The 15,301-nt window shown below is 52.4% G+C and carries 15 protein-coding genes; 8 read left to right on the top strand and 7 right to left on the bottom strand.

The window, feature by feature from the left end:
• The first annotated feature begins 89 nt into the window (after positions 1-89).
• Positions 90-722 carry an outer membrane lipoprotein periplasmic chaperone LolA1 gene (gene lolA1, locus CLV58_RS02455; RefSeq protein ID WP_106136191.1) on the top strand — a complete coding sequence of 211 codons (633 nt, stop codon included), beginning with the start codon at positions 90-92 and terminating at the stop codon, positions 720-722.
• Positions 723-831: 109 nt separating this feature from the next.
• Here lolA1 and upp read toward each other — a convergent pair whose 3' ends face one another.
• The gene (gene upp, locus CLV58_RS02460; protein ID WP_106136192.1) at positions 832-1,479 is read right to left on the bottom strand and encodes a uracil phosphoribosyltransferase; all 648 of its coding nucleotides are present in this window, start codon (positions 1,477-1,479) and stop codon (positions 832-834) included.
• Positions 1,480-1,617: 138 nt separating this feature from the next.
• On the opposite strand from upp, the gene CLV58_RS02465 reads away from it, so the two are divergent.
• The 5 genes from CLV58_RS02465 to nth all read left to right on the top strand — a co-directional run bounded on the left by CLV58_RS02465 (position 1,618) and on the right by nth (position 5,986).
• Positions 1,618-3,414, top strand: a complete 1,797-nt coding sequence (locus CLV58_RS02465; RefSeq protein ID WP_106136193.1) for a hypothetical protein — start codon at positions 1,618-1,620, stop codon at positions 3,412-3,414.
• Between the two features lie 82 nt (positions 3,415-3,496).
• Positions 3,497-4,075, top strand: a complete 579-nt coding sequence (gene lpcA / locus CLV58_RS02470; RefSeq protein WP_106136194.1) for a D-sedoheptulose 7-phosphate isomerase — start codon at positions 3,497-3,499, stop codon at positions 4,073-4,075.
• Between the two features lie 375 nt (positions 4,076-4,450).
• Positions 4,451-5,050: an RNA polymerase sigma factor gene (locus CLV58_RS02475; protein WP_106136195.1), complete on the top strand. Its 600-nt coding sequence runs from the start codon at positions 4,451-4,453 to the stop codon at positions 5,048-5,050.
• Positions 5,025-5,276, top strand: a complete 252-nt coding sequence (locus CLV58_RS02480; RefSeq protein ID WP_106136196.1) for a hypothetical protein — start codon at positions 5,025-5,027, stop codon at positions 5,274-5,276. The genes CLV58_RS02475 and CLV58_RS02480 overlap by 26 nt, the downstream gene beginning before the upstream one ends.
• A 59-nt stretch (positions 5,277-5,335) precedes the next feature.
• Positions 5,336-5,986: an endonuclease III gene (gene nth / locus CLV58_RS02485; protein ID WP_106136197.1), complete on the top strand. Its 651-nt coding sequence runs from the start codon at positions 5,336-5,338 to the stop codon at positions 5,984-5,986.
• 123 nt (positions 5,987-6,109) lie between these two features.
• Here the strand turns inward: nth and CLV58_RS02490 are convergent, their stop codons facing one another.
• Together CLV58_RS02490 and CLV58_RS02495 are read right to left on the bottom strand one after the other, a co-directional pair.
• Positions 6,110-6,307, bottom strand: coding sequence for a Kazal-type serine protease inhibitor domain-containing protein (locus CLV58_RS02490; RefSeq protein ID WP_106136198.1), 198 nt, complete (start codon positions 6,305-6,307; stop codon positions 6,110-6,112).
• Positions 6,308-6,423: 116 nt separating this feature from the next.
• Positions 6,424-6,843 (bottom strand): nucleoside-diphosphate kinase, encoded by a 420-nt coding sequence (locus CLV58_RS02495; RefSeq protein ID WP_106136199.1) that lies wholly within the window; start codon positions 6,841-6,843, stop codon positions 6,424-6,426.
• 152 nt (positions 6,844-6,995) lie between these two features.
• Between CLV58_RS02495 and CLV58_RS02500 the strand changes: the two genes are divergently transcribed.
• Complete coding sequence (locus tag CLV58_RS02500) at positions 6,996-8,012, top strand: DHH family phosphoesterase (RefSeq protein ID WP_106136200.1); 1,017 nt, start codon at positions 6,996-6,998, stop codon at positions 8,010-8,012.
• Between the two features lie 52 nt (positions 8,013-8,064).
• A complete protein-coding gene (gene bamJ, locus CLV58_RS02505) occupies positions 8,065-8,994 on the top strand; it encodes a BamJ family beta-barrel-assembly machinery protein (protein ID WP_106136201.1) in 930 nt (309 codons plus the stop codon).
• A 101-nt stretch (positions 8,995-9,095) separates the two neighbouring features.
• Here the strand turns inward: bamJ and CLV58_RS02510 are convergent, their stop codons facing one another.
• From CLV58_RS02510 to CLV58_RS02525, 4 genes are all read right to left on the bottom strand, one after another.
• Positions 9,096-11,246 (bottom strand): 3-hydroxyacyl-CoA dehydrogenase NAD-binding domain-containing protein, encoded by a 2,151-nt coding sequence (locus CLV58_RS02510; protein ID WP_106136202.1) that lies wholly within the window; start codon positions 11,244-11,246, stop codon positions 9,096-9,098.
• 2 nt (positions 11,247-11,248) lie between these two features.
• Positions 11,249-12,454: an acetyl-CoA C-acetyltransferase gene (locus CLV58_RS02515; RefSeq protein ID WP_106136203.1), complete on the bottom strand. Its 1,206-nt coding sequence runs from the start codon at positions 12,452-12,454 to the stop codon at positions 11,249-11,251.
• 237 nt (positions 12,455-12,691) lie between these two features.
• Positions 12,692-13,687 (bottom strand): Hint domain-containing protein, encoded by a 996-nt coding sequence (locus CLV58_RS02520; protein ID WP_106136204.1) that lies wholly within the window; start codon positions 13,685-13,687, stop codon positions 12,692-12,694.
• Between the two features lie 14 nt (positions 13,688-13,701).
• Positions 13,702-15,273, bottom strand: coding sequence for a flavin monoamine oxidase family protein (locus tag CLV58_RS02525; protein ID WP_106136205.1), 1,572 nt, complete (start codon positions 15,271-15,273; stop codon positions 13,702-13,704).
• Positions 15,274-15,301 lie beyond the last annotated feature (28 nt).

Below are 15,301 nucleotides of genomic sequence, written 5' to 3' on the forward strand. Positions count from 1 at the left end.
TTCTACCGTCTAATGGAAGCCTACAGGATTCCAGCTTCCTGACGAGGCTGGAATTTTTGTTTCTAACTCGTTATCAACCGACTTATCAAATGATTCGATCACTGATTGGCTTTGCCAGCTTTTGCCTGTTACTCAGCAGCTCCGTATTCGCACAGAAAGATCCCAAGGCGCAGGCTATCCTCGACGCAATGAGCCAGCAATACAAAGCACTGAAGTCGTACCAGGCTGCGTTTACCTACGCAAACAGCGGGTCCAGCGCAACCGGTACTATTACGGTTAAAGACAATAAATTCCGACTGAAACTCGACGGGCAGGAAGTCTTTACCGATGGGAAGACGATGTACACCTATTCGAAGGAAGCAAAGGAGATCAACGTGCAGGATTACGAAAGCGGCTCGGCCAGCGAACTCAATCCGGCGCAGATTTACACCGTATACCAGAAAGGCTATACGTACCGATACGTCAGTGAGCAGAAGCAGGGTGGCCGTAGTCTCGACGTCATTGAGCTGAAGCCCACCAAAGCCAATAACACGATTGGTTCCGTCCGGCTGTCGATCGATAAAGCCAACAAGATGATTCGCAACTGGACCATCACCGACAAAAACGGCAAGCGGACGACCTACACGATCACCAGCTTTAGGCCCAACGTTCCTGCTCCAGACGCTCTCTTCACCTTCGACAAGTCAAAATACCCCGGCGTGGAAGTAGTAGACCTTCGGTAGTCAGTTTTCGGTTTTCGGTATACAGTTTACGGTTATTCGCCATACTCACAACAGTAGCTGTTGCACGACGGAACACCGAAAACTGTATACCAAAAACCGTAAAGCAACATTACACTTTCGGCCCGAAGGCCAGGTCACCCGCGTCGCCCAATCCGGGAACGATGTAGAAATGATCGTTGAGGTGATCGTCAATTGCCCCCAGCCAGAGTCTACATTGTGGCAATTGCCGCTGTACATGCCGTATGCCTTCGGGGCTGGCCAGTATGGCGGCAATGTGCGTCTGGGCCGGTATACCGTAGCGTAACAAAGCGTGGTACACCTTCTCCAGCGACTTGCCGGTCGCCAGCATAGGATCGCAGAGGATCAGCGTTTTACCGCTTAGGTCAGGGGCCACAATGTAGTCCATGGCGATTTCGAATGCTTCGTCGTCACCGGCGCTATAGCCCCGGTAAGCGCCAGCGAATGCATTTTCCGCTCCATCGAAATAATTGGCAAATCCTTGGTGAAAAGGCAGACCGGCCCGTAAAATTGTAGCCAGTACTGGTTGTTGCCGCAGCAATTCCGTCGATGCAATACCCAGCGGAGTTTTCACGTCGACGGTCTGATAGGGCATTTCCTTTGATATTTCGTAGGCCATCAGCTCGCCCAGGCGTTCCAGATTCCGTCGAAACCGCAGTCGGTCTTTTTGAAGCGTGACATCGCGGAGTTCGGCAACGTACTGGTTGGCCAGCGAAGGTTGCTGTGCAAAAACAAACATAGGGGGCGTATCTGATTCGACGTAAATTAGCCCCCCAGTTAGCGTATATCCAAACCAATTACCTAATTTGACACCTTCCACAGTACCCTTATCGACCTACTAGTGAATACGACCGGTTTGTAAGGTTAACCACTGTTTATGCGTACATACCTCTATCTGTTCGGGCTTCTTTTTTTCTCGCTGCCGACTTTCGCGCAAAGCCCCTTCGTTCCGCTCAACGCTGACTATTACCACCTTATTGATCGCTACGAAATCCGGCAGGGTCGCTGGGCTGAGGGCTTTCACTCGACAACAAAACCATACAATCGACAAAGTGTCGTTCAACTGACCGACAGCTTATTAGCCCACCCGGCACCTGACTTTTCCGACACGGACTATTTCAACCTCAACTACCTGCGCGACGACAGTTGGGAGTGGGTGAAAGATCCCCTCAGCGATTCGGCGCGGCAAGCGATGGCCGTCCGGCGGCAGCAGGTGCCAACGGCTCCGGGCGATAGTCGCCGACCTTTATTTGGCGTTTTCTACAAGAAGAAAGCAGACTTCTACAACCTGCAAACGCCAGATTTCGACCTGCATGTTAGCCCTGTCGTTAACTTCGGTGTCGGTTTCGATAACGTGACGGGTTTGCCCGACAATGCCAGTGCCCTTAACCAGCAGACGTTTATCAATACCCGTGGCCTTGAGATTCGCGGTAGTATTGCGAAGAAGATCGGCTTCTACTCGTATTTCGCCGACAACCAGGCATTTTTCCCTTACTACATCAACGATCAGTCGCGGCTCTATCTACGGAGTGGACAAACAGGGGGCTACGCACCCGGCGAAAGTTTTTCCAAACCGTTTGGCTCGGGCGGGCGGGGTACTGACTTTCTGACCGCTCGGGGGTATTTCACGTTTAACGTGGCCAAAATCATTAACCTTCAGTTTGGTCACGATCGTAACTTCATCGGCAACGGCTTCCGGTCATTGCTACTTTCGGATAATGCCGCTCCTTATCTGTTCCTGAAACTGACCACCCGGCTCGGTAAAAATATCCAGTATACCAATCTGTTCACCGAACTACAGAATACGCAGGACCTAGTTGTGGGTGCCAGCACGCTGAACCCGAATAAGTATGCAGCGATGCACCACCTGAGCATCAATATCTCTCCGAAATTCAACGTGGGCGTGTTTGAAGCCGAGGTATTCAGCCGCGATCGACTGGAACTCAACTACCTGAATCCGGTCATTTTTTACCGGTTTGTCGAGTCGTATCGGGGTAGTGCCGATAACGCAATGATTGGACTCGACTTCAAAGCCAACCTAGCGACGCATTTTCTCTTTTACACCCAGTTTATGCTGGATGAGTTTATTCTAAAAGACATAATTGCGGGGAATGGCCGATATACCAACAAGTATGCGTTTCAGCTTGGCGGCAAGTACATCGACGTCTTGAATGTACCGAATCTAGACTTGCAGGTTGAGATGAATCTGGCTCGTCCGTACACGTATTCGCACATAACGACACCAGCCACGGGCGTTACGGCCAGTCAGGCCAACTATGTGCATTACAGCCAGCCGCTGGCTCATCCGCTGGGTGCTAATTTTCTGGAAGGCATCGGGATTGTACGGTACCAGAACAAACGGCTGTCCGGCACAGGCACGTTCAGCGTGATGATGTACGGCACCGACCCGCCGGGCCGTAATTATGGCGGTAACATTCTACTGAACTATGACGACCGGTTTCGAGACTACGGCAACTTCATTGGGCAGGGTCGCAAAACCATTGCAACCTACGCCGACCTGCGGGCGTCGTACATGATCAAACACAATGTCTTTCTGGAAGGTCGTGTGCTGTATCGTTTCCAGGATAGCCAGTACCGCCCCGACAGCTACACCGATCGTACAGCCAGCATCGCCCTGCGCTGGAACGTCCCCTACCGCAGTCTGGTGTTCTAGCTGCTTCACAGACGCATAAACACCGGTACTTGCAGAACGGCCGTCAATCTGGCAACTTTACCTCTCATTTCAGAATTTACCAATGCTTGACCTTATTCGTAGTGAGCTGACCGAAGCGCAGACGGTACTGAACGCTTTTCTGGCTAACCCTGACCATCTGACAGCTATTGACCAGGCAGCTCAACTTATGGCCGACGCTATCGGAAACGGCCGTAAAATTATCTCCTGCGGTAATGGCGGCTCGCACTGCGACGCCATGCATTTCGCCGAAGAACTATCGGGCCGCTACCGTGATAACCGGCGCGCGTTGGCTGCGATCGCCATCTCTGATGTTAGCCACCTCTCCTGCGTCAGCAATGATTTCGGCTACGACCACGTATTCTCCCGCTTTATCGAAGGCCTGGGTAACGAAGGCGATGTCCTGTTGGGATTGAGTACGAGCGGCAATTCAGCCAACATAATTCGGGCCGTCGAAGCTGCCCGGCAGCGGGGTATGCGCGTTGTATTACTTACGGGTAAAGACGGCGGTAAACTGGCCGGACAGGCAGACGTAGAAATTCGCGTGCCACATTTCGGCTATGCCGACCGGATTCAGGAAATTCACATCAAAGTGATTCACCTGTTTATTTTGCTGATCGAAAAGCGCCTGAAGCTGGCCTAGCATAAAAACAGGTTAAAATGCAATAGCTTGCCGAAATGTATCTGAGTGGTTACATTCTTGGTATAGTAAAAATTCTACTTCTGATTAAACTATTGTATTCGCTATACGGTCTATACCACAAATTCATGGTATAGGTCAACATAATCTATAAATAAGCCTTAATGACGCCGTTTAGTAAGGCTTATCCTGCAAAATAGATTTTACCGAAATTAGTCGGAGAATTTGGCAGATTTGGCAGATTATTTGATTTGTCCACTTGGAAATGAGCGAATAATCCCTTTATTTTGACTTCTGCCCATTAATATTTCCTAAAAACATAACTCCAGCGCACACTATCGAAACACGGCTCTACGTTACCTTATAGTCTTACTGAAAATGGAAAAAGCCCAGGTAAACGACAGTGAGTTGATTTCCCTGTACATCCGTGGTAATGAAAAAGCCTTCGCGAAGCTTGTGCAACGGCACAAATCGAAGATTTACACAACTATCTATCTGATTGTAAAAGATCAATACATAGCTGAAGACTTAATGCAGGATACGTTCATCAAGGCCGTAGACACCATCAAGTCGGGTAAATACAACGAAGAAGGCAAGTTCCTTCCCTGGATTATCAGGATCGCCCACAACTTGGCTATTGACTATTTCCGCAAAGATAAACGCTACCCCAGTGTAGTGTTTGAAGACGGGAGCAGCGTGTTCAATACGCTTGAGTTTGCAGAAGATTCAGTTGAGTCAATGCAGATTCGGCAGGAGACACACGAGCACCTGCGCGAACTGATTCAGCGATTGCCTGAGCAGCAACGGCAGGTTCTGATTATGCGGCACTACGAGGAAATGAGTTTCCAGGAGATTGCCGACGCGACCGGAGTCAGCATTAACACGGCATTGGGACGTATGCGTTACGCGTTAATCAACCTGCGTAAGCAACTAAGCAAACGTTCGCCGAGTTATGATAAAAACATTTACCCAAGATGATGTGATCCGGTATGTCTATGAAGAGACTTCACCCGAAGAAAGTCTGCTCATAGAAGAAGCCCTGATGTCGGAGCCGGAACTGACTACCTTCTTCCTCGACGCGCTTGAGATGCGGTCGATGTTGAATAAAATCGAACGGCAACCTCGCCCCAGCGCGGTCGACAATATCCTCAACTATTCTCGAAATCATCCGTTAAATCCGCCGGCACAACTGCGCAACGCGTAGCGGTCTGGTGGATTTTTGGTGTTGACCACCCGGGCGTTTCCGTCCGGGTGCATCTCGTTATGCTTAAAAAGGAACGGTTCCGCCGGTTCATCGACTACTTTACCGAACACTACCCGGAACCCAAGACCGAACTCAATTTCTCGAATCCGTTCGAGCTATTGACGGCTGTCATTCTGTCGGCTCAGTGTACCGATAAGCGTATCAATCAGATTACGCCCGCGTTATTTGCGCGCTTTCCAGAACCGGAATCGTTGGCAGCCGCTTCGTCGGATGAGGTGTTTACGTATATCCGAAGTGTCTCGTACCCTAACAACAAGGCTAAACATCTGGTCGGTATGGCGCGGGCCATCATGGAACGGTTCGGCGGAGAAATTCCGACAACGCTGGCCGATTTGCAGAGTTTGCCGGGGGTAGGTCGTAAAACGGCCCACGTCATTCTATCGGTTATATACAACGAGCCAACTATGGCAGTCGATACGCATGTGTTTCGGGTGTCGCACCGATTAGGACTGGCTCCACTGACGGCTACTACGCCCCTGGCGGTCGAAAAAGCGCTTATGGCGCATATTCCGAAGACATACGTACCTAAAGCACACCACTGGCTCATTCTGCATGGTCGCTACGTCTGTTTGGCCCGTACACCTAAATGTGACAGCTGTGATCTGCGCGACTTCTGTAAATACTACGAGAAGAATCGTCTTGAACTATGATTTTTATGATTGATTGTCCTGAACTGTGATTCGTTTGATTTCACTGATTGACTATGATTTCGAAAAGAAAAATCACAGTCAATCAGTGAAATCAAACGAATCATAGTTCAGGACAATCACAGTTCAAGATCCCGGTGTACAATTTCCTTCTGTATAGCTTACACCTGCGCAGGTAGCTTCGCAGGCATTGCCGTACGTTTTGCCGTCGCTTCCACAAACGGGTTGATACTGTTGCGTACAGATACAGTCCGGGTTAACATCCTGTTGCTTCTCACACCCCAGCACTAGCATAATCACAAACGAGCCTAACAGCGTTTTCATGACGGTCGCCTAGATTGGTTATGTACTAATGACCTCATTTGTAACGGAATCGTTGGAATAGCTTACAAAAAAAAGCGCCTGACATACAGGCGCTTTTTTTTGTAAGCTGGTCATCATTAGTACTGCTCCGTACCTGCGAAGAAGAAGTTACTCTCAATCTCGGCGTTTTCGTCAGAGTCTGATCCGTGAACTGCATTGGCTTCCATAGACCGGGCATATAGTTTCCGAATGGTACCTTCTTCGGCCTGGGCCGGATTGGTAGCGCCGATCAACTTGCGGAAGTCCGCAACAGCGTTGTCCTTCTCCAGAATCATGGGGATGATTGCCCCCGACGACATGTACGCGCGGAGGTCGTTGTAGAACGGCCGCTCGCGGTGCACGGCGTAAAATTGGCCGGCCCGCTCCGGGGTCAGCTGTGTTTTTCTGATGGCTACGATGCGGAAGCCTGCTTCCTCGATCATGCGTATGATTGCACCGGTATGACCGCCTTCGACCGCGTCGGGCTTGATCATGGTGAACGTACGATTCGTTGTCATTACTGTGTTTGGTTATTCAACTAAAATTTTCCCCTATTCGGGGTGGGGCAAAAGTAGGCAGATTCCACTAGAAAGCCACCGGTCGACTAAACCCGCTGGTATCCAAAATATTCGTACTTTTGAGTTTCGATTAGGGCTGCGGCCCTTCTTCTATGCAGGACATTGACGCAATTGGCCGGCTGCTTGCTGAACCGCAAACCGTGCTGATTACCACCCACCAAAATCCCGATGCCGACGCGATGGGCTCATCGCTGGCGCTGGCTGGGTATCTCCGAAAAAAGGGGCATCGGGTTACCGTTGTTACTCCGACTGAGTACCCGCAGAATCTGCACTGGATGGCAGGCAACGATAGCGTAATCGCTTTCGAAGAAAAGCAGCGGGTAGTCGTTTCGCAACTGATTGACGAAGCCAGCGCTATTTTCTGTCTGGACTTTTCCGCTATCGACCGTATCAAGGAACTAGCGCCCATGGTCCGGCAGGCACGGGCGAAAAAAGTACTTATCGATCACCACCTCGAACCCGAATCATTTGCCGATCTGGCTCTGTGGAGCCCGGCAGCAGCGGCAACGGCCGAGTTGATCTTTCAGCTTATTACGGAGTTGGGCGATCAGGACCTGATCGACGTGCCGATCGCCGAGTGTATCTACGCGGGTCTAATGACCGATACAGGTTCATTTCGCCACTCCAACACGACGGGTAACGTCCACCGGATTGCGGGTGCATTGATCGACATCGGTATCGACGTTAGCACCATTCACCGCCGGATTTTCGACAACGTGTCGCTCGATAAGTTCCGGCTGCTCGGTTACGTACTGAACGAGAAGCTGAAGGTGCTACCCGAGTATCGCTTCGCGTATATCACGCTGACCGAAGACGAATTGAAAACGTACCGATCGAAAACGGGTGATACGGAGGGGATGGTCAACTACGCACTGGCGGTTCAGGGCGTCGTTATGGCTGCCATTCTGATCGACCGTGGTGAAGAGATTCGGATTTCGTTTCGCTCGGTTGGTGATTTTTCGGTGCGCGACCTGGCAAGCGCACATTTTAACGGTGGCGGGCATCGGAATGCTGCCGGTGGTCGTTCCAAGTTAACACTCGCTGAAACCGAACAGCAGGTACTGGCTGTCTTGCCCCAGTATCAGTCGAAGCTACTGGCTACCGTCTGACAAGTGCAGGTCTCTTTCCAACACATTCGTTTGTAAACTAGTAAAACCACTTATGTCCCTTAAACACTTCGGGCAAGCCGCACTACTCGTCGCCGTGATGGCGTCCTGCGGTAAAAACCGCGTAGAGGTCACTCAGAATGGCCTGAAATACCAGATCCACGAACAGGAGGACGAAAATAGCCGGAAAGGTAAAGTCGGTGACGTTCTGACGCTGCACCTGACGCTGATGAACAGCAAAGATTCGGTACTGCGCGACACACATAAAGAAGGGGCTCCCTTCCAGATGCTGCTTCAGGTTCCACCATTCAAAGGCAGCTTCGAAGAAGGTTTGACCATGCTGGGCAAAGGCGACAGCGCAACGTTCTACGTAAGTGCCGACTCGCTGTTTACCCGTAACATGCAGCCCATGCCTCCGGGCGTAACCAAAGGCAGCGACATTGGGATCGCCGTAAAAATTCTGAACATTCAGTCGGAAGACGAATTCAAGAAAGCACAGGCTGCTGACTTCGATAAGCAGAAAGTGACCGACGACAAAGCGATCACGGCGTATCTGGCGAAAAACAACCTGACCGGCAAAGCGCAGAAAACGACCAATGGTGTCTATGTGGTAACCACGCAGCCCGGTGCCGGTGCAATGCCAACGGCTGGTGACGATATCTCCGTGAATTACACCGGGAAGCTGATGAACGGCAAGGTGTTCGACAGCAACCTGACCAACCCACAGGCGGGTGGCAAGCCGTTCCAGCTTAAAGTTGGCGTCGGCATGGTAATCCCGGGCTGGGAAGAAGGCATCATGAAGATGCGCAAGGGTGAAAAAGCAACGCTGTATATTCCGTCGGGCCTGGCTTACGGTCCACGGGGTAATCCAACGATTCCGGCCAACTCGGTGCTGATTTTCGACATCGATCTGCTCGACGTACAGAAAGGCAAACCGGGTCAGATGATGCCACCGCAAATGCCACAACAACAGCCGGGCCGGTAGAGTCGGTTTATAGTATACAGTTTACGGTTTACAGTGATGGCAGCCGTTCTAACGCAGAAAAAGCGGTCAATTGGCCGCTTTTTCTGCGTTTCGCTATTCTGTTAAACGACCGCTACCGGCTCAGCAACTCGTCTGCGCAGGGCTTCGGTTGGGCGAAAGCGTTCTCCGTATTGATCGGCCAACCGGTCGCAGGTACGAACAAACGTGTCGGGACCAACGAAGTCAATAAACGACAACGCCCCGCCCGTGTACGCCGGGAAGCCCCAGCCCAGAATTGAGCCAAGGTCCGCATCTAGTTTGGTACGAACGACACCTTCCTCAAAACAGCGAGCCGCTTCGATAGCCTGTCGATAAAGCAACCGCGTCTTCACCTCCTCAACAGTGGGTTGATTGGCAGCTCGTACGAACAGTTCGCTCAAGCCCGGCCACAGTTGCTTCGGACCATTCTCGGGATAGTCGTAAAAACCCGCTTTCGCCTTTCTGCCCAGCCGTCCAGCGTCGACGAACTGTTTCGCTACCTGATAGCTCGTATCGTCATCGCTGATGGCTCCGTCTCGTACGCCCTGACCGGCGATTTTATAGACGAGTTCCAGCGACACTTCATCGGTAATGGCCAGCGGCCCGACGGGCATACCAGCATCTTTACCCGCGTTTTCGATCAGGATCGGGTTAGTGCCATCGCGTAGCAATTCCATGCCTTCGGCTGAATACGTACCGAAACAACGGGACGTGTAGAAACCACGGGAATCGTTGACGACAATAGGCGTCTTCCGAATTTTGCGGACATAATCCATCGCCACAGCCAAGGCATAATCCGACGTTTGCTTACCCACGATAATTTCGACAAGCATCATCTTATCGACAGGTGAGAAGAAATGGATACCAATAAAGTTATCGGGGTGAGCCGATGCCGTTGCCAGACCGCTAATGGGCAGCGTTGAGGTATTCGACGCCAATACACCCGTTTCAGCCAGCATCGGTTCAGCTTCCTGCGTCACCTGCGCTTTAAGGTCACGGTTTTCAAACACCGCTTCGATAATCAGGTCGCACCCTTGTAAATCGGCGGCAGCGGTAGTTGTCCTGATGCGGTTCAGCGTAAAATCAGCGGCCACTGCGTCCATTTTCCCCCGCTCGCTTGCTTTCTGCAAAAGTGAGCGCGTGTACTCTTTGCCGCGCTCAGCCGCATCGATCGACACGTCTTTCAGCACGACGTCGATACCAGCCTGCGCGGACACATACGCGATACCGGCCCCCATCATACCGGCTCCCAGCACACCCAGTTTCTTAACGTCGGTTTTGGGTTGATCTTTCGGTCGACTGGCACCTTTGTTGGCTTCATTCAAACCCAGAAACATGGTTTGAATCATGCCACGGGCAACGTTTGAGGTAGCAACCTTTACAAAATACCGCGCTTCAATCAGCAGGGCCCGGTCGATGTTGACCTGTAAACCCTCGTACACGCAGGCCATGATCGCCAGTGGAGCCGGGTAGTTGCCTTTGGTTTTGTCCATCAGCATGGCCGTACCGGCGCTGAACGTCTGTACCCCGACAGGTGACTGCACATTTCCGCCCGGCACCTTGACATTGTCCTTACCGACGATCTTCCCCGTCTTCTTATCGATCTGATCCCAGGGTTTTACGGGATTGGGGTTAGCCGCGATCCAGGCGCGGGCCATTGCCATCATCGCTTCCGGACTATCGGCAACGGCGTCGACCATGCCGATCTGTGCCGCTTCACTGACATCCACTTTTCTGCCTTCAAGAATCAGCGGTAACGCTGCCTGTAGCCCCAGCATGCGTGGTAGCCGCTGCGTCCCGCCCGCCCCCGGTAGCAAGCCAATCGTTACCTCGACCAGACCGATCAAGGTCTTCGGGTTATTGAGGGCAATACGGTAGTGACAGGCCAGACAGATTTCGTAGCCCCCACCCAGTGCCGTGCCGTTGATGGCCGCCACGGTTGGCTTACCCGACGTCTCGATACTACGAAAGACCCGGTTCAGTTCTGTCGATACCTTAAGCATCTCGGCCGGATCTTTATCGCTGTTTCGCAGAATCATCTTTAAGTCGGCCCCGGCTACAAATTCCGGCTTGTTCGACGTGATAATAATACCCGTTACAGCTTCGTCGGTGTAGGCTCGGTTCAGCGCGGCTTCGAACTGGGGAATCGACTCATCATTGAGCACATTCATGGGCGATGACGTCATTTCCCAGGCAATGACTGCCACGCCTTTATCGACTGTGTAGTGTATCATGGTTATACCCGTTCAAAAATGGTAGCGATGCCCATACCTCCGCCGATACACAGTGTAGCCAGCCCGAACTGCTTATCTGACCGTTCCAGTTCGTCGATGAGCGTCGCCGAAATGATAGCACCGGTAGCACCCAGCGGATGACCCAGAGCAATTGATCCACCATTAACGTTGACGCAGCTATGATCGACGTCTAACTCGTCCATAAATACCATCGGAATGGCGGCAAAGGCTTCGTTTACTTCGAACAGATCAATATCGGCGATAGTCATACCCGCCCGTTTCAGGACTTTACGGGTGGCGGGTACAGGCCCGGTCAGCATGATTGTCGGTTCGGACCCGACCACGGCAAACGCTTTGATACGGGCGCGGGGTTTCAGCCCGGTTTTCTCCCCAAACGCCCGATTACCAATTAGTAACCCGGCCGCACCGTCGACAATCTGCGACGAGTTTCCGGCATGATGTACGTGGTTGATCCGGGCCTGGTCGGCGTACTTGAGCAGGGCCAGTGCATCAAGGCCCAGTTTACCCATCGCTTCAAAAGCAGGTTTCAGCTTACCCAGACTTTCCACCGTCGTATCGGGTCGTACGCCCTCATCGCGGTCGAGTAGTCGTAAACCAAGCTCATCATATACCGGTACGAGCGTTCGGCTAAATCGGTCAGCAGCTTGTGCAGCTACGGCCCGACGGTACGATTCGGCGGCATACGCGTCGACGTCGGTACGGGAGTAGCCGTGGATGGTAGCGATCAGATCGGCGGAGATGCCCTGCGGGACGATGTTATGCCGGGCTACGATCGACGGGTTCATAAACAGCGCACCGCCGTCAGATCCCATCGGCACCCGCGACATCGATTCAACCCCACCCGCAATGATAGCATCGACCTGCCCCGACATGACGTAAGCCCCGGCCATGTTAATCGCTTCCAGCCCTGACGAGCAGAAGCGATTGAGTTGCACGCCAGCCACCGTTTCGGCGTATCCGGCTTCCAGTACGGCGGTTCGGGCAATATCGCCCCCCTGCTCTCCTATTGGCGTGACGCAGCCCATAATCACGTCATCGACCAGCGCGGTATCTAGCTGATTGCGATCGCGCAGGTGCCGCAACACGTGCGCCAACAGATCGACCGGCTGTACGTCGTGCAAAGAGCCATCGCTCTTCCCGCGTCCGCGTGGCGTTCGGACGGCGTCGTAAATGAATGCTTCTGCCATGCTGATTTAAAAATTAGTATGCATGCATACGGTTTTTATTAGCAGCAAAAGTACGAGCAAACCAGCAAACAGAAAACAGACGTACGCTAATCGATAGTATTACCCAAAAGCAAGAACGGCCGGACTGTAAGTCTGGCCGTTCTTGCTTTTGGGTTTAATGTTTATTATTCAATGTTTAAGGTTGACGGCTAGTCATAAAAGGAAGCAACTTTAAACGTTGAACCTCAACCATTAAGCTCATTTATCCAACACTACCGTTTCCGCAACGATGTAGGCACCTGTTTCGGTGGCCAGGTTGTAGACCGTGGATACGGTACGGGTTGTTTTCTCGGCTTTGACAATTCGGTACGCTACAGCTTTCCCATTCTCAAGCCGATACAGTACGTCAGCCGTTGTCAGTTCGCTCATCGGTTTCCGACCCGATGCGGTCAGCACGGGGTGATTAGCGGTTGCTTCGAGCAATACGGGTGCCATTGGTGCAGCCTGCTTATCAGCCGACAGTTCACTTATCGGTGATAGCCATACACCCGTCAGTGTGAACTGACCGTCGTGTCTATCGACGCGGGTAACACGGGTCGTAAGCTGGGTTTTCGTTTTTACGTCGTACGCCCTGATCGATTCACCTGCCTGCACGGCCGCGATGGCCTTTGCCGAACCGTCAGGCAGCAACACGGGGGCGTCGGCGGCAAAGCAGAAGTTATACTCTTCCTTCTTCTTGCTACCATCTTCGCTTTTCGCCCCACCACCGCTCAGCAGCGACGCCATTTCGCGCGATAGCACAAATGTTAGCGTCGACATCAGGCCGGGTTCTTTCTCTCCGACGTATTTCAGATCATCGATGTACAGATCCCATGCTTTCCGGTCGGCAGATTCGCCGGGAATCACAAACGATTTTACGTCGTTGGTTTTACCATTTTGATAGATCGCCAGCAACCCTAGCTCTTTGGTGTCGGTAGCCGCAAATATCTTGTAGAGATAAATCTTGCGGGTGATGCCGTCACTGTACGTAAACACGTAGGCCGGACGCTCTTCGTACCGATCCAGGATATAGCCGCCCGACTTGAAGTAGGTGTCTTTATCGAGATTGGCGATTTTGATGGCTTTGATCGCCTTGGCCTGCTCTTCCGTCATTCCCGCCGACGCTGCGGTTTGCGCCAGAACGCGTTGACTGAAAAACTGCGTTGTGATGGCACAGACGCAGAAAAAGAGGATAGCCAGCAGATTATGCTTCATAGTGAGTTAGTCGTTTATTTCTTGGTATAGGCCCCAACGCGGGCATGAATTGCTTCAACAGTGCGGTGCGCCGACGTCAGTGCGCCAGCCATCCAGGCCGTCAGGTAGGTGGTATGTTCTCCGGCAAAATACACGTTTCCATCCGGTTCGAGCAGCGCCGGGTAGTATTTCCGGCGGGTAGCCTCATCGTAGGTTGCCCAGCCGCCCGCATTATAGGGAATTCGGTGCCAGGCCAGCGAGAACGAATTATCGAATTCGGCCGGATATTGCGGATGAATCTTGCCCCCCTGCTCCAGCGCCATTTTCTCCCGTTCAGCGACCGACATTGCCCCGACAGCTTCCGCCCGACCGTAAAAATTGTAATAGCCGATCAGGACACCCTTCCGCCCCTGAAACCCAAACGACGGATACCAGATCTGATTGATGTCCATGTTCGTACGCGAAATACCGCCGTAAATCCAGTCGTCTTCCTCCCAGAAGCGTCGTTTGAATTGCAGGCCAATCTTACCGGTCTTGATGTACGGGACGAAATCGGCTGCTCGCTTTATCGTTCCAGACAGGTCGGACTCCAGATTTTTCAGCATGGGCAACGGCAACGTGCAGACGCAAAACTCAGCCGTAACCTCCTGCGGTTTTCCGTCTTTCTGGTAAACAATTCGTACGCCGTTGTCGGTCTTGCGCAACTCCGTAACGGGCGCATTGAACAGAATTTTACCCGTCAGTTTCTTTTCCAGAGCGCGTGGGATTGCATCCATGCCGCCGACCGGCTGCATCAGCGTTGTCTGCTGCTCATAGATGTAGTCGCCGACGTTGTAGAATACGGGCTGCATGAAACCCGAACGCAGCAGATCGGTCAGGCCGAATGGGTCGGCCATATCGCCGGGAGTTGGCCCGGCACCGGGTTCACCCTTTGTTTTATACCCCCGCCGGTTCGTGCCCTTATACAGGTGTGCCGTATTCAGATCACCTTCGTTTTTCAGGAAGTCGATCAGTTTCTCAACGTCTTCCTTTGTCAGCTCCTGATCGAGCGCGTGCTGATCGAGCGATTTGGCCAGCAACTCGGCGGTGTAGCCGCGCATATCGTTGTGATACTCCTTGATACGAATCCGCCGATTTGCCATCGGCCCCGTTCCTCCGTCGTTGAAGAGATAGGCGGCTTCATTGTTTCCGTTGAAGATTTCAAGCGGTACGCCCAGTTCCCGGCAGTATTGCAACGTAAGCTGGTGATGATGGGGAATACGGGCAGCTCCACCGTTGAAATACAAGCCATTCTCAAATGAACAGGCCTGCGGAGTACCACCCAGTTCGGTTTCTTTCGTACCGCCCCGTACCGTCCAGACGCGGCCGCCGGCGCGCGAACGGGCTTCCAGTACGGTACAGTCGTAGCCAAGTTTACCGAGCTGATAGGCTGTCGCCATACCCGCCAGGCCAGCACCCAGCACTATAACCTTTCGCCCTTTACCATCGGTTTGCTTCCCGTTGACGGGTAGATCGAGGGCATTAGCGGGCGCGGGCTGTAACAACCCCCAGGCTAGCAGACTCGCGTAACTGGCACTTGTAGCATTAATAAAATCACGTCGGGTCATAGAGAGGAAAGTGGGACGATCGACTAAT

The sequence above is a fragment of the Spirosoma oryzae genome (assembly GCF_003002825.1).
Classification (GTDB): domain Bacteria; phylum Bacteroidota; class Bacteroidia; order Cytophagales; family Spirosomataceae; genus Spirosoma; species Spirosoma oryzae.